Origin of the sequence: Ochrobactrum sp. EDr1-4 (assembly GCF_049199085.1) — a bacterium.
Lineage (GTDB): Bacteria > Pseudomonadota > Alphaproteobacteria > Rhizobiales > Rhizobiaceae > Brucella.
This window is the reverse complement of sequence record NZ_JBLZOF010000005.1, coordinates 76,695-95,842: the sequence shown is the minus strand read 5'-3', so window position 1 is coordinate 95,842 and position 19,148 is coordinate 76,695. Positions and strand designations below refer to the sequence as shown.

Here is a 19,148-nt window from a genome sequence, read left to right as displayed (position 1 = left end):
GGAGGCGATAACTATTCATTCGATTGCTGGGCTATTTCTGTTCTGCACGAGCCAGAAATAAATTACTATTTCCGCAATTCTGCTTCAATATCGTCGAATGCCTTGTCTTTGCCGATGCCGGTCAGAAATGGCAGGCCTTTGATAACCGTCTTCGTTACCGAAGCAGAAATTGGTGTGGTGGAGACGATGAAGTCCACATTATCCGCCATCGAAGGAACTTCGGTTGCTTTTGCCTGCTGAGCGTTGAAAGTCAGGCCGCGCTTTTTCATTTCTTCGGTAACAGCCGCATTCACTGCAGTAGATGTTGCTACCCCTGTGCCGCATGCGAAGAGAATTGTTTTCATTTTAGCCATGATTTCCTCCAAGTAGGCTTATGCACCCTTCAAGGTGCACAAATGTCGTATTCTGTTTATTGGTCTCGCCCGTAAAGATTATGCATTCCGCGGATCGTCATCTCTTACAGAGCAGATCGAACGTCTTCTAAAGTGCGTGCGGCCTTCAGTCGGTCGAGTGCATCAGCGTCCTGAATGGTTGTCATGATCTGCTGCAAGGTTTCAATCTGTTTGTCTTTGTCATCGATAGCAAGCAGAAAGACGTAACCAACTGGAACGGTTTCTTCCGGGTCTTCCATGTTGGCAAAGCTGATAGGTGATTTCAGCGTTGCAAACGCGACGCCAGCCTTGATTACATGTTCTGGATCGGTATGCGGTACGGCAACATTGTCGACGCGCTCAAGTGGTAAGCCGGTTGGCATCGATAATTCGCGGGCGACAACGGCATCGGCATAGCTTGGCTTTACGTAACCGAGCTGTTCGAGCTTGCCTGCTAAAATACGGATAATTTCTTCATTTGTTTTTGCTTCGCTCTGAAGCTCAATTGCTTGTGGGTCGAGATAATCAATCAAACCAGCTGCCATTGCATTCTCCATTTGGAAAAGACCGCACGTCGAGCTGACGTGCGGCTTTGATTATAGTGCAGAATTGATGGCCAGTATCAGGCAATCTTTTCTTCTACAGGTTCATCTTCTGCGCCAGCCGCACGTTCCCAGGCGAGTGTGTTGCGACGATAGAGTATGAACAGCAGGGCGATAACGGCAGCAATGACTGCTACGCCAACCGTACCACCAAGCCAGCTGATTGTTTTGATGATAATATCAGGAACCCAAAGGAACCCATCAACCACCGAAGTAATCTGCAAGGCATTTTCAGGCAGTTTGAAGCCGGAAGATACCGCCGCACTTGTAAAGAGCGGAGCAAGCGCATTGGCAACATAGAAGCCAATTGCCAAAGTGATAGTACCCACCACAACCATTCGGAACACGTTTCCTTTCAGAAGCGGAGCCGTCATGGCAACGATGAATGGGATAACTGCAAGATCAGCAAACAGGATCACGCGGTTGCCCGGCAGGATGACGGATAGGATAATCGCAATCGGCACAAGAATGAGCGCCGACGAGATAGCTGCCGGATGGCCGATAAGGATAGCCGAATCGAGACCAACGAGCAGTTCGCGGTCACCTGTACGCTTGCGCACAAATTCCTGCGCCGCATCAGAAACCGGGAGCAGGCCTTCCATCAGGATTTTGACCATACGCGGCAACAGCAACATAACCGCTGCCAGTGTCATACCGGTGCCAAGTACCTTGGCAAGCACCGTACCGAAGTCGCCCGCATTATAGAATGCGATAAGACCGAGCACGAGACCGATGATCAACCCCATCACAACCGGCTCACCAAAAACCCCAAAGCGGCGCTCAATGGTTTCGGTGTTGATGTTGATTTTGTTGATGCCAGGAATGCGATCCATGATCCAGTTGAGCACAATCGCGATTGGCAGGATTTGTGCGGAAGCCAGATGCGGCACGGAAACGCCAGGAATGCCATAGAATTGCTGAACAGCACGTGCCGACCAATCTGCAAAGAGCAGAGACAGAGCGGCAACAAGCGCTGCAACAATAATACCGTAAGCGATGTTATCGGTTGCGGCCACTACCAGCGATCCAACGAAGGCAAAGTGCCAAAAATTCCACACATCGACATTCAGCGTTCGGGTCCAGCGCATCAATAGAAGCGCGATGTTGACCAGAATGCCGACTGGAATAACCCATAGGCCCACCGACGAGCCAAAGGCGATTGCCGCAGCGGAAGGCCAGCCCACATCAACGATATCACGCTTGATGCCTGTGTTGGTGACGATTGCCTGAGCGACTTCACCGATAGAGGTGAACATCAAACCCAGAACCAGATTAATACCGATGAAAGCGACACCGATGGTGATCGCAGCGCGGAAGGCTTTGCCTACTTTGGCGCCAAGAACCACCGCTATAATGAAGATGACGATAGGCAACAGAACCGTTGCCCCAAGCGTATCGACTGCCGTTTTTAGTCCGCTCAGAAACGCGTCCATTTATTTCTCCTCCCCCCGAAGCACTCCCAAAGTGCATCGAGCTCACAGAACGCCATTGTTAGCTCTTACGTGTCGACATTTCAAAATTTGAGTTATGCGAAACGGCAGAACATTTGTATTCTATAGCAAACTAAAGTTGAATAACAAGATGGCATTTTGGTGGGCGTCAAATGCGATCAATGTGAACACTGGTATTGACTTAAAAACAAATGTTCAGTAATCGATAGGGTATCAGAGGAGACTGCAAGCGTTTTGCAGAGACGTTCAGGAGGAAACGATGGCAACCAATGTGGCGTTGACAGGTTTGGCGCGCGATATGCAGGCGCGGGCGGACAGCGGACGACCGATCCGTATTGGACTGATTGGCTCCGGCGAAATGGGCACTGACATTGTCACCCGTGTTGCACATATGCCGGGCATTGAGGTTGGTGCCATCTCCGAACTGCGCGTTCCTAATGCACTTAAGGCCGTTGATATTGCGTTTCAGGAAGAAGGGCATGGTCGCGAAGTCTCGACCGCGTCTGATCTGACCGCCGCGATGGAAGCGCATAAGGTTGCCGTCACAGACAACGCAAATCTTATCCTTGAAAATGATCTTATCGATGTTGTGATTGATGCGACTGGCGTTCCCGCTGTTGGCGCAGAGATCGGCCTGCGTGCCATGGAGCATGGCAAACATCTGGTCATGATGAATGTCGAAGCCGACGTCACCATCGGTGCTTACCTGAAAGCAGAAGCGGAGCGTCTTGGCGTCACCTATTCGCTGGGTGCAGGGGACGAGCCATCATCCTGTATGGAGCTGATCGAGTTCGTGTCCGCCATGGGCCACCCAATTGTGGCCGCTGGCAAGGGCAAGAACAATCCGCTCAATATTGATGCGGTTCCTGATCAATATATGGAGGAAGCCACGCGCCGTAATATGAACGTGCGCATGTTGGTAGAATTCGTTGATGGTTCAAAAACCATGGTCGAAATGGCTGCCATTGCCAATGCGACAGGTCTTGTGCCCGATAAAGCCGGTATGCACGGCCCTGCTGCAACCCTTGATCAGCTTAACAAGACGCTGATCCCTGAAAAGGATGGCGGCCTTTTGTCGAAGGTTGGCGTCGTAGATTACTCCATCGGCAAGGGCGTTGCTCCGGGCGTGTTTGTTGTCGCCGACATGTCGCATCCGCGTATTTCCGAGCGTATGGAAGATCTGAAAATGGGCAAGGGTCCATACTTCACATTCCATCGCCCTTATCACCTGACGTCGCTCGAAGTGCCGCTTACCTGCGCTCGCGTTGTTCTTTACGGCAAGCCGGACATGGTTCCATTGTCAAAGCCGGTTGCGGAAGTGGCTGCGGTTGCCAAGAAGGACATGCAGCCTGGCGAAAAGCTCGATGCCATTGGTGAGTATTGCTACCGCGCATGGATCATGACTTCCGGTGAAGCAAGAAGCGCGCATGCGATCCCTTGCGGATTGCTACAAGGCGGTAGCGTGACCAAGCCGATCAAAAAGGGCGAACTGATCACTTACGACAATGCGGCTGTAGCGCCCGGCTCCAAGATTGCCGAGCTGCGCGCACGTCAGGACAAGCTCGTTTACGGAGCGTGAGGACAAAACATCATGGTTCAAGCCAAAAAAGTCGAACCGCAGGATACGGGCGACCGTCACAACTTGCCTTATGCTTTTCGCACTTATTCGCCAGAGCAGCTCAAAGAAGCCTTGCATAAGATGTATCTTATCCGCCGCTTTGAAGAGGGCGCGGAAGAAAGCTACACGCGCGGCCTCATTCACGGAACGATGCATCTTTCCATCGGGCAGGAAGCGAGCGCGATGGGATCGTGCCTGCCGCTCAATGACGATGATATGATCACCTCGACCCATCGTGGTCATGGTCATTGCATCGCCAAGGGTGCAGATGTGAAGCGCATGTTTGCCGAGTTTTTCGGCAAGGAAACCGGCTACTGCAAAGGCCGTGGCGGCTCGATGCATATTGCTGACGTTTCAAAGGGAAATCTCGGTGCAAATGGCATTGTCGGCGGAGGTATTCCGATTGCCGTTGGTGCTGCACTCTCTGCTAAGAAGCAGAAAAACGGCAAGGTTGTCGTGTCATTCTTTGGTGACGGTGCGAATAATGAAGGCGCGTTTCATGAAGCGCTCAACATGGCCTCAGTTTGGAAGCTGCCAGTCGTTTTCATCTGCGAAAACAACGGCTACGGCATGTCTACATCGACCAAGCGTTCAACGGCAGTTGCCAATGTCGCTGACCGCGCCTCGGCTTATAACATGCCGGGTGTGATCGTGGACGGTAACAATCTGTCGGAAGTGGCAGAGGCCGTCAACGAGGCCAGCGAACGCGCACGGCGCGGCGATGGACCAACGCTGATTGAAAACAAAACATACCGCATTCGTGGTCATTCCAAGAGCGATCGCAACCGCTATCGCACCAAGGAAGAAATTGAGCATTGGCAGAATGATCGCGATCCTATCGCGCATTTTGAGGCCGATTTGAAAGCCTATGGCTTCATCAATGACGCCGAGATCGAGGCAATTCGTACTGAGGTGGAAAAGGAAATCGCTGACGCGATTGAATTCGCCAAGAACAGCCCGGCGCCTGATCTTACCAACCTTACCCGCGACGTTTACACGGACGATATTTGAACATGGACACGACAATCCGTGAGTTGAGCTATTCGCAAGCCATTCAGGAAGCAATGGCGATTGCCATGGAACGCGACGACCGCGTGTTCCTGATGGGTGAAGATATTGGCGTCTATGGCGGCGCGTTTCAGGTGACAGGGGATCTGGTGCATCGCTTTGGCGAAGACCGGGTCATGGACACCCCGATTTCAGAACTGGGTGGTGCAGGTGTAGCGGTCGGTGCAGCACTGACCGGCATGCGCCCGATTTTTGAGTTCCAGTTTTCTGATTTTGCAGCCCTTGCCATGGAGCAGATCGTCAATCAGGCAGCGAAAATTCGCTATATGCTTGGAGGTGCAGTTTCTGTTCCGCTAGTCATGCGCTTTCCGGCAGGTTCGGGAACGGGTGCTGCTGCACAGCACAGCCAGAGCTTAGAGGCTTGGCTGGGTCATGTTCCGGGTCTCAAGGTTTTGCAGCCTTCAACACCCTATGATGCCAAGGGCATGTTGCTTGCAGCCGTTGAAGATCCTGACCCGGTCATGATTTTCGAGCACAAGCTGCTTTATAAGACCAAGGGCCCGGTGCCTGAAGGCTTTTACACCGTACCAATCGGTAAGGCGGAAGTAGTTCGCGAAGGCCGTGATCTGACAATCGTTGCCACAGCTATTATGGTGCATAAGTCGCTTGAAGCGGCTGCTGAACTTGCCAAAGAAGGCATTGATGTTGAGGTGATTGATCTGCGCACTGTGCGTCCGATTGATCGCGAAACCATCATTAAAAGCGTCAAGAAGACGTCAAAGCTTCTTTGCGTTTATGAAGCGGTTAAGACGCTCGGCATCGGTGCTGAAATCTCTGCTATCGTCGCAGAAAGTGATGCGTTCGATTACCTCGATGCGCCGATTGTGCGTCTGGGCGGAGCCGAAACACCAATTCCTTATAATCCTGATCTTGAACGCGCGACCGTTCCGCAGGTGCCTGATATCCTGAAAAGCGCTCGTGATCTGGCCAAAGGAGTGCGCTGACCATGGCTGTGGAAGTCATTCTCCCCAAGGTCGATATGGATATGGAGACAGGGCAGATTTCGCGATGGTTTGCCAAGGATGGCGATACCGTCACGAAAGGTCAGCTTCTCTTTGAAATCGAGACCGACAAGGCGGCGATGGAAGTTGATGCGCCAGCATCCGGCATCATCGCAGATATTAGTGCTGCTGAAGGGGCTGTTGTACCCGTTGGTCAGGCCGTCGCCTGGATTTATGCTGAAGGCGAAGAGCGCAATGCTAAGTCAACTTCGGTCGTTGAAGAGCCAGTTGCCGCTGTACCCGTAGAAGCTGTTATCGAGCCAGTCGCATCAAAACAGGCTGAACCAAAATCCTCCCAGGACTTTGAGCCGAGTTCAGCCAATGATGTGCGGGCTACACCGCTCGCACGTCGGCTTGCGCGTGAGGCAGGTATCGACCTCAAGTCCGTTCAAGGCTCGGGCCCGAAAGGCCGTGTGCAGAAAAAGGACGTTGAAGGCAATATCAGCGTTGCGAAGCCTGCCATAGCTGCGGTTGCAGGTAAACCGCCAGTGAGAAACACTGCTGAATCGATTGCTCCGGGACTGCTTAATGCAGTTTGGTTGCGCGAGGGTGATGCAGGCCTACTACCTATCGTTCTGATCCATGGCTATGCGGCGGATCTGAACTCTTGGCGTGGATTGTTTGCCGGTGCGTCGCTCGGCCATCCAATCCTTGCACTCGATCTTCCGGGACACGGCAATTCACCACGCGCCGTTCCTGCAAGCATTGACGACATTGCCGCAAGCGTCGAAGCAACGCTCGCATCACTGAATGTATCTGCTTGTGTGCTGGTCGGACATTCGCTGGGCGGTGCGGTCGCGACTGTCACGGCAACCCGCGGTGTTGTCGATGTGCGCTCGCTGTTGTTGATTTCGTCGGGTGGTTTAGGCCCGCAGGTCAATGGCGCATTTATAACGGGTCTTGTCGGCGCAAAAAGCGAAGCCAGCATCGTTCCCTGGCTTAAAGTGCTTGTCGCTGATGACAGCCATCTGACAAAGCCGTTCATCAATGCCACTGTCGCTCAGGCTGCTGATACAGAATTGCGTGATACGCAAGAAGCAATTGGCGCGCGGTTCTTTGCTGATGGCACACAGACCTTTGAGGTGCGCTCAAGCATTGCATCACTTGCAATGCCCGTGCGGCTCATCTTCGGTGCGGAAGACCGGGTCATTCCCGCGTCTCATGCGCATGGTCTGCCGGGTAAAGTGGGTGTCCATATCTTCGCAGGTTGTGGACATATGCCACAAATTGAAGAGCGGGCTGCTGTGCTGCAAATCCTGAAAGAATGCGCAGCCGCCGCCAATTAATATCAGAACAAAGCAATCAAAAAAGCGCATCGTTTTGCAACGATGCGCTTTTTGACTTTAGTGCGATGCCGCTTTGTCTTTCAGCATCTGCGCGGCGCTTTCCTCATCGGTGATGAGCACGGTCGGCTTCAGAAGTTCAACTGCGCCTAGCAATGCTGCGATTTTTTCTTTGCCACCGGATGTCAGAATGCGCTGAGGCGTCTTCTGAAGGCTCTCGATCTTGGCTGACATGACACGATCATGCACCGGATCATCGACGATCTTGCCGTTTATATCATAGAAGTGAAACAGCACGTCGCCGACGGCACCGTTTTTGATGAGCGATATTTTCTGCTGCTCATCAATCAGACCAACTCGATAAGAAGTGCTGCTGGCCGTCTGAATATCGCCGACGCTGAGCAGCACCATGTCGAGTTGCTCTGCCATATCAAGCACGGTATTCAACCCGCAGCGCTCAATCAGTGCTATTCGGGTTTCTTTGCTGTCAACCAGAGCTGGCGCTGGGATCAGATAGCCTTCGCCCTGAAAGATCTGCGCAAATTGCCATGCAAATTCGGGTGGGTTAGACCGCCGTGGCTGTACGATGCCACCAAGCAGAGAAATTACCTTGAGATCATTGAGCGGCCGCGCGCCGATATGTTGCAGCGTGCTGGACAGGGTTCGGCCCCAGCCCACGCCGATTGTCATACCGTGCTGCACTTTTTCCGAAAGATAGGCGCCTGTTGCTGCACTGATCGGTGGAATCGGATCAATATCGGCGGATGAGAGCGGCGCAACAATGGCGCGCTCAAGACCAAAGGTCTTTTCAAGCTCGACTTCAAGGGCCGTCAGGCTTGCCAGCTTGCCTTCAATGGTAATCTTGACTTCATTGCGGGCGCGGGCATCTGCAAGCAGGCGAACGATTGTGACACGACCAACACCCAGCGCTTCCGCAATATCATTCTGGGTCATCTGCTCGACGTAATACATCCATGCGGCGCGTGTTCTCAGACGGCTTGTACGGTTTTCCGCAGCTACACCTTCAGAACCGATGATGAGGTCTGCTACGTCAGCATTTTTCTTTGTCTGCTTGCCAGCCTTTTTCAAAACTATCCCTCAAATTTATAGCAAAATACAATGTTATCGAAGTGATGATCTTCTTGTTAAACTATTGCTTTTCCATGTGAACGCAAACAATAATTCCTATGCGTTGACCATTCTGTTATCATGGCGTTGTCGGTGAGGAAAACGAATATGTTACGCATTCTTTCGGAAGAAATTGCAGTCAATCTGAAGGACCGTCTGCGCGAAGTCCGCTACATGATCCGTCGCAATCGTGATGAAAGTTTGCGTGCAGATCAGGCCTCATCGCGTCCCGGTGAAATTGTTTCTCCAGAACTGCTGCTGGGCCACGCGGCCAGCATGATGGACAAGGCGCTCACCACAGCTGAAACGATTTCGATCTCGCTCATTTCGTCTGATCCGAATATGCATAGCAGCGCGCCGCATGTGAAGAGTCTCGCGATCTACTTTGGTGGCTCCGCTGAGGGTATTCGGGCTTTCCGTAAAGATATGTATTATCTTACCAAGGAAGTGCTGCGCCGGCATCAGTTGCAAAATGTGCTGATTCAGGAAGCAGTCTTTGTCACAGTTCATGACAGGCTGGCACGGAACCACGCTGCTTCGCTCAAAAGCGTGTTTGCCGCAGAATCCGGTGAGAACAGATTAGCCGCGACCGCAAAAGTCATTACAGCAATTTTCAATCAACTGCTTTTGGAAAGACCCGTCCGGTTTATTTCGATGGAGGGTCACTGCGATCCGCAGGCTTTGCGTCAGTTTGAAGTGTCCTGCTTTGCGGCTGTCAGCCTTGCCTGTGGTTTGATGACTTTGAAACCCGCGGATCTCGCGGGCATCGATCCTTTGGAAAGCGCTATTCTGGCATTGGATGTGCGGCAGGAGCGCCTCATGCAGGCAGCAGAAGAACGCGATCAATCGCAGCTTGAAGTCCTTTTCCAAACATTGCTGGCGCATCTTCCATAAGAAAAAACCCGGCTCATGGTCCGGGTTTCTAATACTTGTATCGCCTACGCAGTTTAGTTTGCGAACATGTCCGCGATTAGTTTTTTCGCACGCGGAATGGATGCCGGGCTCATGCTGAGTTCAGTCAAACCCATACGAATAAATTCGCCGATAAGCTCTGGTTTGCCTGCTGCTTCACCGCACATGCCAACCATGATGCCTGCTTCGGTTCCCGCTTTAGCGGTCATCTCAATTGCAGCCATTACCGCAGGATGACTGACATCGTTTAGCTTTGCAACGGTCGGATTGAGCCTATCCGCCGCCATCACATATTGCGTCAGATCATTGGTGCCGATGGAGAAGAAAGCGGATTCTTTGGCAAGTTCTCTTGCAGCAAAAACAGCCGCCGGAGTTTCGATCATCACACCAAGATCGACCTCAGCATAGTCTTTGCCTTCGTTCTTAAGTTCGGTGGCACATTCTGCGATCAGCCGTTTTGTGGCCCGTATTTCTTCGACATCCGAAATCATCGGCAACATCACTTTGAGATTGCCATTGACCGCTGCACGCAACAACGCACGGAGTTGAGGCTTAAATATATCCGGGCGGTCGAGGCACATACGAATGCCGCGCCAGCCAAGGAACGGATTTTCCTCCTGAGGGAATTCGATCCCTGCAATTGGCTTGTCGCCGCCAATATCAAGTGTGCGAACGATAACCGGGTTTGGTGCAAAGGCCTTCAGAAGTGCTGAATAGGTCTCTGTCTGCATATCTTCAGATGGCAGATGAATATGCTTCATGAAGAGAAGTTCGGTGCGAAACAGTCCAACACCCATCGCTCCAGATTCAAGTGCAATGTCAATTTCTTCCAGCGCACCCATATTGGCCGCGACTTCGATAATCGTTCCATCCGCACGGCGTGGCGTTATTGAGCGATAAGCATCCAATGCCTGCTTGTCCTGCAAGGCTTTGGCAATGCGCGCTTCGATCTCGCTGCGGGTCGTCTCGTCCGGATCGGAGTGAACGATGCCAAAACTTCCATCGACTGCTACGGTTTTCGCGGTCTTAAGCTGTTGAACAGCACTGCCAAGACCCAGAACCGCCGGAATGCCATGTGTGCGTGCAATAATGGCGACATGCGATGTTGCGCCACCATGTCCGCAAACAACACCTTTGATCTTCTTGAGTGGTGCACGCGCCAGATCCCAGGCACCAATATCCTCGGCAATCAGAACTGAACCGTCTGGGAGTTCTTCCAGATTGATGTCGTCTTTTCCAAGTAACGCAAGACAAATCTGGCGACTGACTGCATGCACGTCATCGGCGCGCGCATTGAGATATGGATCATCAAGTGCCGCAAATTGCCCGGCAACTGTTGAGGCAGCGGCAAGCATTGCCGAAATTGCATCGAGACCACCACGAATAAGCCCAAGCGACTCGTCAGTCAGGCTGTCATCCGCTGCAATGTCTTTCAAGGCTGCAATGATGCCACGGTCAGCATCGGCGAGATTACCGCTTGCAAGCGAGGCATCCATACGATGCTGCACGGTTGCGATCGCCGATTTGAAATGTTCGATCTCCGCATCAATTTCTGATGCAGCAAGCTTTTTACCTGAAGGCTTGATTTCTTCTGGGAAAAACGGAAATGCCGTTCCCAGAGAAATACCTTCACTGGCACTAACGCCCTTAATCTGACCGGCAGGCAATTCTATTGTGAGCGCGGGCTGCGGCACGGTCGCAAGCGCAGTTTCCGCTTTGGGTGAAGGGGTAGGGGCCGTTGTTTCTTCGATACCAGCCTGCGGGTTTTCCAGATAGCCGATCAGGGCTTCAATGGCCTCAATAGCATCCGCTCCATCGGCACGCACAGTCACTTCATCAAGCTCTTTCACACCAAGCAGCATCAGCTTAACGGAGCTTTTGGCACTGACGCTTTTACCGGCTTTGGCGATTTCAATATCGCTTTCAAAGCCCTTGGCCAGTTTAACGAAGCGCGTGGCAGGGCGCGCATGCAGCCCTTCATGCACCCGGACGATTGTCGAGCGTTCCATGTCTATAGCCTCAAATCAACAGATGAAACAATTCCAGCGTCCGGGACTTTGATAATCATTCCAATAGTCTGTTTTAGAACATTATTTTCGATCAGAGAGCAATCAGCCCTCAACTGCCGATAGTGATAATCTGACCTTCTTTCAGGGCCGCGACAAGGTCTTCGCCTACTATTTCGCTGGCGCAGATTTCACCCGGGCGGTCGGTTGAGTTCGCGCCCGTGAAGGAAATAACGACGTGTCCGATTTCACGCACTTTTTGCCAGGCACTTTCACCAACGGCTGTGATTTCTGCATTGACCGAGCCGATGGCAATCTTATCGCCAATTGAAGGCGCTGAGGCCTCTGGGCCTTCTTCAACAATATGCATGACTGACACCTCGGCCAGTTCTGGCGGGGAGCCATCAGCAAAGAGAATAAGAACGCCGCCTTCGGCGAGATCCGCAACTTCCGGGCCGATCGCGGTGATCCGCGTCTTGAGGTGTATCGACATAGAGGCGGTCCTTTCCTGGTATGTTGTTCGATGCTTGAAAGCATCGCCATTGTCATGTTTGGGATTTGCCTGCCGCATTAGGGTTGCGGCAGGCCTAGAGCTTAAAGCACTGCGAGGCTGACGAGCCAGGCAATCAGAACCGAGAGCGGTCCCATGAACTGGCGGCTGATAAGAACAGCGGGAACACCAATTTCAATTGTTTTGGGCTTTGCTTCTCCAAGTGCCAGGCCAACCGGTACGAAGTCACAACCAACCTGCGCGTTATAAGCAAACAGTGCTGGCAGAGCCATCGCAGGCGCAATGGTGCCGTTGGCAATTTGTGGACCGATGATTGCCACACCAATAACCTGTGCAATGACCGCACCCGGTCCCAGAATTGGTGAGAGGAATGGAAGACCACAGATTGCAGACAGGATGAGCAAACCAACAATATTATTGGCGAGCGGTCCGAGTGGCTGCGCAAGAATATCGCCAATGCCGGTATATAGGATCAGCCCGATAAGCATCGTAACAAACGCCATGAAGGGCAATACGTTACGAATAACCTGGTCGATGGTGCGGCGGCCTGCCTGGAAGAAGATGCCAACCACACGGCCCATCACGCGGCCAATGCTGCTGATGAAGCCGACAATGCCGCCTTCGCTTGGCTGCTCGATATATTCAGGCTTTTCTTCCTCGGCCGAAGCCGATGCTGCCTGAACTGGAGCTGCTGAACCATCTGCAAGAACGATGTTTTCCGGCTTTACGCCCGAAACATAAATGTCTTCTGTGATGAACTGCGCCAATGGACCAGATTGTCCGACTGGCGTGAGGTTCACGGTTGGAATGCGCTTGCGTGGATAAACGCCGCAACGCGCCGTTCCACCGCAATCCACAACCACAACGGCCATTTCGCTTTCGATTGGTGGTGAACGAAAGCCGTCCACTGCCTCACCACCAGTGAGTTCCGCAATCTGTCGCACAAGTGGATGGATACCGCCGCCGGTGACAGATACAATCTTGTTGCGCTGTTCGGTTGGTTGAATGACCAGTGGTCCGCCCCAACCATTTGAGCCACGGGAAATTTTTACTGCTTTATAGGTTTTAGCCATGATGTCCTCCCCATTTCCCGCTTAAAGATCAATGCCCTGACGCCGCGCCATAATGGCGGTGATGCGTTCAGTGAGCATGCCTTTGAGGAGAATTACGAAGAGACCAACAATCGCATACCAGATGGCGACATTGATGTGATAGCCGGCGGGCACCGCGCCCTTCTTCTCAAGCTCAAGCAGAGCAACCAGAACGCCGCCCCAGACGAAATATTCACCCGGATTGATGTGTGGGAAGAGGCCTAGCGGCGGATGCACATAAGAAACAGCGGCATCATAGAAGGCAGGCTTATATTTTTCATCCAGGAACGAACCGAAGGTATAAGCCATCGGGTTGGTCAGAAAGAAAACTGCAAGCACGGGCAAGACCGTGTAGCGTGTCAGTGCGATACGTCCTGCACTGCGCGCAATGCCGTGAACACGCTTTTCGCCAACAAGTTCTGTGACCGCATAAAATGCGGTCATAAGCACGATCAGTGTCGGGATGATGCCGGTCACGAAACCGGAAAAGACTTCGCCGCCCTTTTGGAAAACGCCGATGAAGTGCTTGCCAATAGAGGCAAGCCAGCCAAGCTGTTCTTCCTGCGCGACGTTCTGCAAACGCTCCTTGAACTGGTCAACCGAAATTCCGGCTGTTCCGGTGTCTACCGGTGCAGGTGTGGTCGCCTGTGCGAGTTGCAACAGATCATTACCAGCGTGTTCGGCGGCATGTTTACCATGCAGCGCCGCGTCTGATAGCATGCTGCCAGCGACATGTATTGTTTGCATTGTTGTGTCGGCGTGTTGCGCCAACATAGAGATTAACGACATAGCTCCTCCTCAATTGCCTGTTCAGACAAGCAATCCTAAGCTCCCACTGCCTTCAAACCTTCGAGTTCGAGACCATCGGATTGATCTCTTATGCGACCGATCTGCTCCATAGCCTGCGTAGCAGCAGTAGCTACTTCAGGCTTTCCTTCTCCGATTGCAGGATTGTCCTGTAGTTCACTCAGGCGCATTCCTTCAAAGCCTTCACGGCGGATGAATTTGGCAAAGACGGTACGTCCGCTCATCTCCAGAAAACGGCGCACCACCAAATTCCGGTCAACGACGATCAAAACGATCACGCCTTTGGAAAAACGCCCCCGCACGTGTCCGGCGCCAACAAAGCCGTCGGAATATTTTGCAGAGATGCCTTTCATGACATCGGAATAGTGGCGCATCTGGAACCAGACGCCCAAAGCCTGACAGCCCCATAGCAAAGCGAGGCCAATTAAAGCCCATTGCCAGATTGCCATATTGATCCTCCTCCACGAAAAAAGTGCCGGAAATATCCAGCCTATCTTTCAACTGATTAGAGAACATTTGTTTTCTTGAATGTCAATATGTATAATTATTGTGGATTTTCTGACGCGATTGACACCTGACATCTGGCTTCGTTTCGCATAAGGTAAATCGCAAATCGGAGGACGTTGCGAAATGGACTTGCTTCTCAGAGAGCAGATGGCATCAATGCCGGATTTACGGCATCGGCTGCGCCAGTTGCGCTGGTTTCGCGCGACCTTTCGTAAACATGCCGGACAGCTGCAAGATGTGTATGGGGTCGCGTATCATATTGACGAAAAGAAGCTGACCGAAGCGTTTCTCAATTGGGTAGAGTTAGTCGACCAGAATAAGCGGTTTGCAAAGATTGACCGCAAAGATTTCATAAGCTTCGCCGCTGGACTTGTGCTGCGCGAACTGATCCGCTTGTCGCCAGTGAAGCTCGTTACGCCGCCGAAACATGCAAGCGGGGATTCTGCCCGAATGTATGAGATCATCAGTTTCTGGCCGGAAGGGTTTCTGTACACCAATTACTGTATCTGCGCGATTGCCGCTATTCAGGAGCAGGAGTTCGGCATCGTTCCGAACCTCGACCAGTGTGCAGACGATTTACGGACGTGGTGGTCATATAAAGAGAATGTCTCGGAAATGCCGGGCTATGCAATTGCATTTCTTGACAAGTTTCTTGGTGGCGAGCCTAACTGGATCATGCCGGATTTAGCCTCAGCACGTGCAGCGATTAAGCGAGGGCAGTTGATGCTAGTGCCGAGCAGAAGTGCGTTAAGTATCAGATCGGAAAAACTAACCCAAGTGGATCATGCCAAACGTGAGGGTATCTGATTGTGCTGCTTCCTGCAAAAGGTGAGCAAAGCTCTCAGTGGTTGTCTTAAATCCGAGACACTTGCGCGGCGTTGCATTGAGATTATGGGCGAGGGCGGTTAACTGTGCCTGGCTAGATAGCTTGTGTCAGGTCAGTGATGCCGGGTAGATACCGTCGAATGCGTTTGTTTATGTTATCAATCGCACCTTTTTGCCATGGTGCGTTTCGATCACGCAACCAGCTTCTGGCTCTCCATTTCATCTTCCAAAGCGCAGTACTGCATAAACTCTGAACATAGATTGTTTCGGCACACGGAGGTATCGCGCTCAGGCCATGGCTAACCGGTCGGCCGCAGATCTGCTCCCGCGACCAATGGGTTTTAATTGTTCTATGACGAACTTGCGCAGCACTGGGTAACGTCTGAGCTTGCGCAACCGTGTTCTGCGGCCTTTGCTGATATAGTCAGCAACAACGCTATGATAGCCATTATAGTCTGGTATCTTAGTGTCCCGAAAGCTGTTGCGTTTGATCTCGCGATAGACCGTCAAGCGATGGCGACCCATCAGCTGCGCAATATCGCCGAGAGGGAGTTTGAGCTGCTGAAGTTCAAAAAGACGGCGACGTTCACGCAAAGTGATCTGCGAATAGCAAGTCGACATCCAATTTCCCCCATTGCTAACAACATGAGTTCATTGGGATTTTTTTGTTTAAAATAGAATGTACCTCAGTTTGACGCACTCGTGGCATAATTACGTCCAGAGTTAAGCTGCGATGCATTGTTGCGATGAGTGCCAATGGCACTTTATCCGGATCGGCACTCGGATAGGACCTCCGTTTTTCATCGGGAGTTCACCATGAACCGTTTTAATATCAACCGCGTCGTTATCTCTTGCGAAGATGTCGAAAAGTAAAAAACAGTTTTCGATAACATGTCTGTTTCAATGAAACCCCAGAGCGCTGGTATGGCTTCGAATTCGAAATTCGCATCCCTTTGAAACAGACATCGGAATGGATTTCGGGTTCTAAGCCATACGAGTAACTTTTGAATCTGGTGTGGTTTACGGATTTAAAGCTCCTAAACGTGAATCCAATACAAAAGACAGGAGATCCAAATAGACCACACTAGCTAAATGCCCAGACATCCTCGCAATACATTCCAACGTCATAACCAGCAGCCTTCAGCTTCACAATAACATTGCCAACATCTGTCGGGGAAAGTGCACCCACTTCAACTTTGATCATGCCAGGTCGATACCGTTGCAGATCAAGCTGATCAAACACGATCCAGTCAGCTCCTTCACAATCTACCAGAAATGCATCAATATATTCAATATTGTTGCGATCCAAAATCGCCTGAAGTGTATCAGATGGAACAACAATTTCTTTCAGGTGTGGAGCAAACTTGTGAAAGTTCGGATCGTCGGGTCCCCAAACATTCTTACCCGACATCAGGTTACTGTCCGTGACCGACGAGCATCCAATAAATTCTATCGGTAACGTTCCATCTTCCAGCGCTTTGGCATCAAACGTTTTCACCGTGATTGAGCCCGGCTCACGCGTCACCGCAACAGGTTCAATCTTAAAGCGCTCCGTATCCTGATAGTTTTGACGCAGCCTATGCAGGTTATAAGGAATAGGTTCTACTAATACCGCTTTCGAGCGAGGGATGCGGTGTAGCCAAGGGGTCACATCATCAAAAAGAACACCATCGCAGGCACCAACATTGACCATCTGAAAAGGACGTCGTTTACCAGATTTCGCAATGCTGGCAGCATGAGCGAGAAAACGTGTGCCACGAAGAGCAGCACTTCGGTTCAATATGCCACTAGGAACACTGCGTGCAGTCAATGTGCGTGCATAGTCTCTAAATTTCGATGTCCCTGGAGCATTCATGCTCGCGCCCTTTCATATGGCGATTTAAAATCAGATGTCAAAAAACGCATAGTTAAATTCCTCAAGCCACCTTCGACAGTTAACTGATGACTTGCCGTTTTGTGATGAACCAAACAAAACACGTTTGCTGACCATATTGCTCGTTCATTCTTAAATCATGCTAAACTCGTTCCGCTTCACGACGATGGACGCGGAACGAATAAAGTGGAACATCTGTCGACCTATTCGAGTAGCTTGCGCTGTCGTAATTTTAATCGCCGTTGCTATTAATCCGAGCATTACCAACTGTTTCACTGCTGGCAAAATACTACCGCAAAGCCCACTTTCGACATTCATACAGTTACCACCCCAGCGCCGTCTTCATCCCATAACGCAAATGAATAACACTTGTCTTCTTTAAATATTATCAAATTTGTAGAATTTTTATTATTTCATCAGTTTCTAATATGTTTAAACTATTTACAGTGCTTGAATACTCTTCAGAATATTCGCCATAAGCACACCCTATCGGTCCCTGGCGTCTGACGTTGTAGATGAAATCCGCCAGGCGAAAGGCCAGCTTCATTTGCTAACGGCTGCTACGAAAGTCCGACGCAACGTTTCTGCGTTTAATAAGTCGGTATCTGGTTATTGGTCCTCGATAGAGATAGCAAACAATCAAATCATTTTACGCAATCGCTAACATTCTAAGGTTACGCGTGCGGCAATGGTAAATGATCAACAACTTCCGCTAAGAGATGGAAAAGGACGAAGCTGGCATTTGTGTAATATTTCTTATACTTAAACGATAGAAAGCGGGTTTAGTCAGGCCGGGGCTGATAATGGATACGATAGTAAATTTAGATCAGCAGACAATGTTTACAGTCAATGCGTTGCTGCTGGTGGTTTTCGCTATTGCTTTTGCGTTTGCAGGTTTTGAACGCCAGGATAGAAAATACTGGTGTTATATGCTGTTTTCAAATGTCGTTTTTGCTGTCGCGTTTCTCATCTTCTCAAAAGAAATTGGCGCAGAACCTGCTGAGCTTTTTTTACCAAATCTACTCCTTTTTATCGGTTTAAGCTTACGGTGGAATGCTATTCGAGACTTTTTTTGGCCACCCTGTGTCTCTTACGGTGATGACCGCGCCGCCATTGATTGGTATGATCATGTTCGCTTTCTCACCGTGGCTGCGAAACAGTATCACCTTCGGTGCAATCAACCTGTTGATTACGTTGCAGATTGTCATGATTATTTGGGCAATTGCTTCAGAACCCGAAATTTTGAAATCCAAATGGGGCCTGATAGCCAGTTATACGGTGCTCGTATTATCTTCATTCCTGTGTGTCATGCAGGGCTGGTTGTTCGACACCTCAATGGTATCAATGTTGCCAGCAGATGTTTTCCTTCACCTCAACCTTATTGCCGCTGCCGTTCATATAAGTGCGAGCGGTGCTTTTTCTCTTCTCATCGCTTACGAACGCAATGCAAATAATCTGCAAGAGATCGCATTACGCGACCCATTGACAGGCTTACTCAACAGATGGAGCATTGAAACGATCGCGCTGCCCAGTGAGAGCAAGATAAGTCCAAAACTGATCTCGGCCATCATGATCGATATCGATCATTTCAAACTAATCAACGATAGCTATGGTCATTCGACTGGGGACGCAGCGTTGCGGCACCTGGCCATACTCATAAAAAATGCGTTTCCCCAGGAAGCGACAATAGCAAGAGTGGGCGGTGAAGAATTTATGATCCTAACCTATGACCAAGGGGCAAGCAAAAGTGCAGAAATCTGCGCGTTACTACGTAAGAAGCTCGCAGAAAATCCATTTCAGCATGGTGAGCTTTTCGTACCCTTCACAATCAGCATCGGCATATGCTCTGCTTATGTGAATACACGAGCAGACCTCGACTATATCTGGAACCGTGCCGACGAAGCGCTTTACCTCGCAAAATCTTCGGGGCGTGATAGAACCAAAATAGCGGATAACAACAGCAAGCCAATTTAACAGGGTCGTGGTTGGTACGTATGCGTCCTTCCCTATGGGAGTCGCCACCTCCCTTCCACCACGTTAAAGCCGCAGGAGTGGAGGCGACCCCGTTCAAACCAAGCCTACTGCACTTTTAAC

17 protein-coding genes and 1 pseudogene are annotated in these 19,148 nt (G+C 50.9%); 7 read left to right on the top strand and 11 right to left on the bottom strand.

Translation table 11 applies throughout. The annotated features are described in order from the left end of the window. Positions 1–65: 65 nt before the first annotated feature. The 3 genes from ACOZHT_RS16800 to ACOZHT_RS16790 all read right to left on the bottom strand — a co-directional run bounded on the left by ACOZHT_RS16800 (position 66) and on the right by ACOZHT_RS16790 (position 2,406). On the bottom strand, positions 66–353 hold the full coding sequence (locus ACOZHT_RS16800; protein ID WP_339510965.1) for a PTS sugar transporter subunit IIB: 288 nt from the start codon (positions 351–353) through the stop codon (positions 66–68). A gap of 104 nt (positions 354–457) precedes the next feature. Continuing rightward, the gene (locus ACOZHT_RS16795) at positions 458–916 is read right to left on the bottom strand and encodes a PTS sugar transporter subunit IIA (RefSeq protein ID WP_339510967.1); all 459 of its coding nucleotides are present in this window, start codon (positions 914–916) and stop codon (positions 458–460) included. Between the two features lie 77 nt (positions 917–993). Further along, entirely contained in the window at positions 994–2,406 is a 1,413-nt protein-coding gene (locus ACOZHT_RS16790; protein WP_339510969.1) for a PTS galactitol transporter subunit IIC, read from the bottom strand. A 277-nt stretch (positions 2,407–2,683) separates the two neighbouring features. On the opposite strand from ACOZHT_RS16790, the gene ACOZHT_RS16785 reads away from it, so the two are divergent. From ACOZHT_RS16785 to ACOZHT_RS16770, 4 genes are read left to right on the top strand one after another with little or no spacing between them, the layout of a single operon-like run. Further along, positions 2,684–4,003, top strand: a complete 1,320-nt coding sequence (locus ACOZHT_RS16785; protein WP_421566078.1) for an NAD(P)H-dependent oxidoreductase — start codon at positions 2,684–2,686, stop codon at positions 4,001–4,003. A gap of 12 nt (positions 4,004–4,015) precedes the next feature. Then, a complete protein-coding gene (locus tag ACOZHT_RS16780) occupies positions 4,016–5,053 on the top strand; it encodes a thiamine pyrophosphate-dependent dehydrogenase E1 component subunit alpha (protein WP_339510973.1) in 1,038 nt (345 codons plus the stop codon). A 2-nt stretch (positions 5,054–5,055) separates the two neighbouring features. Continuing rightward, positions 5,056–6,054, top strand: a complete 999-nt coding sequence (locus tag ACOZHT_RS16775) for an alpha-ketoacid dehydrogenase subunit beta (RefSeq protein WP_310014596.1) — start codon at positions 5,056–5,058, stop codon at positions 6,052–6,054. A gap of 2 nt (positions 6,055–6,056) precedes the next feature. Continuing rightward, positions 6,057–7,397: an acetoin dehydrogenase dihydrolipoyllysine-residue acetyltransferase subunit gene (locus tag ACOZHT_RS16770; RefSeq protein ID WP_339510978.1), complete on the top strand. Its 1,341-nt coding sequence runs from the start codon at positions 6,057–6,059 to the stop codon at positions 7,395–7,397. Positions 7,398–7,454: 57 nt separating this feature from the next. Here the strand turns inward: ACOZHT_RS16770 and ACOZHT_RS16765 are convergent, their stop codons facing one another. Then, complete coding sequence (locus tag ACOZHT_RS16765) at positions 7,455–8,483, bottom strand: sugar-binding transcriptional regulator (protein ID WP_421566077.1); 1,029 nt, start codon at positions 8,481–8,483, stop codon at positions 7,455–7,457. Between the two features lie 147 nt (positions 8,484–8,630). Here ACOZHT_RS16765 and ACOZHT_RS16760 point away from each other — a divergent pair, with 147 nt between their 5' ends. Then, on the top strand, positions 8,631–9,416 hold the full coding sequence (locus ACOZHT_RS16760; protein ID WP_421566076.1) for a hypothetical protein: 786 nt from the start codon (positions 8,631–8,633) through the stop codon (positions 9,414–9,416). Between the two features lie 53 nt (positions 9,417–9,469). Here ACOZHT_RS16760 and ptsP read toward each other — a convergent pair whose 3' ends face one another. The 5 genes from ptsP to ACOZHT_RS16735 all read right to left on the bottom strand — a co-directional run bounded on the left by ptsP (position 9,470) and on the right by ACOZHT_RS16735 (position 14,298). Beyond that, positions 9,470–11,443: a phosphoenolpyruvate--protein phosphotransferase gene (gene ptsP / locus ACOZHT_RS16755; protein ID WP_421566075.1), complete on the bottom strand. Its 1,974-nt coding sequence runs from the start codon at positions 11,441–11,443 to the stop codon at positions 9,470–9,472. Positions 11,444–11,552: 109 nt separating this feature from the next. After that, the gene (locus tag ACOZHT_RS16750; protein ID WP_421566074.1) at positions 11,553–11,933 is read right to left on the bottom strand and encodes a PTS glucitol/sorbitol transporter subunit IIA; all 381 of its coding nucleotides are present in this window, start codon (positions 11,931–11,933) and stop codon (positions 11,553–11,555) included. A gap of 101 nt (positions 11,934–12,034) precedes the next feature. Further along, positions 12,035–13,024: a PTS glucitol/sorbitol transporter subunit IIB gene (gene srlE / locus ACOZHT_RS16745; protein WP_339510988.1), complete on the bottom strand. Its 990-nt coding sequence runs from the start codon at positions 13,022–13,024 to the stop codon at positions 12,035–12,037. A gap of 21 nt (positions 13,025–13,045) precedes the next feature. Beyond that, on the bottom strand, positions 13,046–13,831 hold the full coding sequence (gene srlA, locus ACOZHT_RS16740) for a PTS glucitol/sorbitol transporter subunit IIC (protein WP_421566073.1): 786 nt from the start codon (positions 13,829–13,831) through the stop codon (positions 13,046–13,048). A gap of 35 nt (positions 13,832–13,866) precedes the next feature. Beyond that, positions 13,867–14,298 carry a transcriptional regulator GutM gene (locus ACOZHT_RS16735; protein WP_421566072.1) on the bottom strand — a complete coding sequence of 144 codons (432 nt, stop codon included), beginning with the start codon at positions 14,296–14,298 and terminating at the stop codon, positions 13,867–13,869. Between the two features lie 181 nt (positions 14,299–14,479). Between ACOZHT_RS16735 and ACOZHT_RS16730 the strand changes: the two genes are divergently transcribed. Beyond that, complete coding sequence (locus ACOZHT_RS16730; protein ID WP_339510993.1) at positions 14,480–15,163, top strand: hypothetical protein; 684 nt, start codon at positions 14,480–14,482, stop codon at positions 15,161–15,163. On the opposite strand, the pseudogene ACOZHT_RS16725 reads toward ACOZHT_RS16730, so the two are convergent. Both ACOZHT_RS16725 and ACOZHT_RS16720 read right to left on the bottom strand, forming a co-directional pair. After that, a pseudogene (locus ACOZHT_RS16725) lies at positions 15,125–15,802 on the bottom strand (transposase). The gene ACOZHT_RS16730 and the pseudogene ACOZHT_RS16725 sit on opposite strands and share 39 nt — an antisense overlap. A 463-nt stretch (positions 15,803–16,265) precedes the next feature. Further along, complete coding sequence (locus tag ACOZHT_RS16720; RefSeq protein WP_421566071.1) at positions 16,266–17,036, bottom strand: FkbM family methyltransferase; 771 nt, start codon at positions 17,034–17,036, stop codon at positions 16,266–16,268. Between the two features lie 1,101 nt (positions 17,037–18,137). On the opposite strand from ACOZHT_RS16720, the gene ACOZHT_RS16715 reads away from it, so the two are divergent. Further along, positions 18,138–19,028, top strand: coding sequence for a GGDEF domain-containing protein (locus ACOZHT_RS16715; protein ID WP_421566070.1), 891 nt, complete (start codon positions 18,138–18,140; stop codon positions 19,026–19,028). Positions 19,029–19,148 lie beyond the last annotated feature (120 nt).

Bases quoted from the DNA above. Each gene is read 5' to 3' on its own strand.
- ACOZHT_RS16730 (WP_339510993.1), top strand. From the start codon at position 14,480: ATGGACTTGCTTCTCAGAGAGCAGATGGCATCAATGCCGGATTTACGG.
- ACOZHT_RS16785 (WP_421566078.1), top strand. From the start codon at position 2,684: ATGGCAACCAATGTGGCGTTGACAGGTTTGGCGCGCGATATGCAGGCG.
- ACOZHT_RS16790 (WP_339510969.1), bottom strand. From the start codon at position 2,406: ATGGACGCGTTTCTGAGCGGACTAAAAACGGCAGTCGATACGCTTGGG.
- ACOZHT_RS16770 (WP_339510978.1), top strand. From the start codon at position 6,057: ATGGCTGTGGAAGTCATTCTCCCCAAGGTCGATATGGATATGGAGACA.
- srlE (WP_339510988.1), bottom strand. From the start codon at position 13,024: ATGGCTAAAACCTATAAAGCAGTAAAAATTTCCCGTGGCTCAAATGGT.
- ACOZHT_RS16800 (WP_339510965.1), bottom strand. From the start codon at position 353: ATGGCTAAAATGAAAACAATTCTCTTCGCATGCGGCACAGGGGTAGCA.
- ACOZHT_RS16720 (WP_421566071.1), bottom strand. From the start codon at position 17,036: ATGAATGCTCCAGGGACATCGAAATTTAGAGACTATGCACGCACATTG.
- ACOZHT_RS16750 (WP_421566074.1), bottom strand. From the start codon at position 11,933: ATGTCGATACACCTCAAGACGCGGATCACCGCGATCGGCCCGGAAGTT.
- ACOZHT_RS16775 (WP_310014596.1), top strand. From the start codon at position 5,056: ATGGACACGACAATCCGTGAGTTGAGCTATTCGCAAGCCATTCAGGAA.
- ACOZHT_RS16760 (WP_421566076.1), top strand. From the start codon at position 8,631: ATGTTACGCATTCTTTCGGAAGAAATTGCAGTCAATCTGAAGGACCGT.
- ptsP (WP_421566075.1), bottom strand. From the start codon at position 11,443: ATGGAACGCTCGACAATCGTCCGGGTGCATGAAGGGCTGCATGCGCGC.
- ACOZHT_RS16780 (WP_339510973.1), top strand. From the start codon at position 4,016: ATGGTTCAAGCCAAAAAAGTCGAACCGCAGGATACGGGCGACCGTCAC.
- ACOZHT_RS16735 (WP_421566072.1), bottom strand. From the start codon at position 14,298: ATGGCAATCTGGCAATGGGCTTTAATTGGCCTCGCTTTGCTATGGGGC.
- srlA (WP_421566073.1), bottom strand. From the start codon at position 13,831: ATGTCGTTAATCTCTATGTTGGCGCAACACGCCGACACAACAATGCAA.
- ACOZHT_RS16795 (WP_339510967.1), bottom strand. From the start codon at position 916: ATGGCAGCTGGTTTGATTGATTATCTCGACCCACAAGCAATTGAGCTT.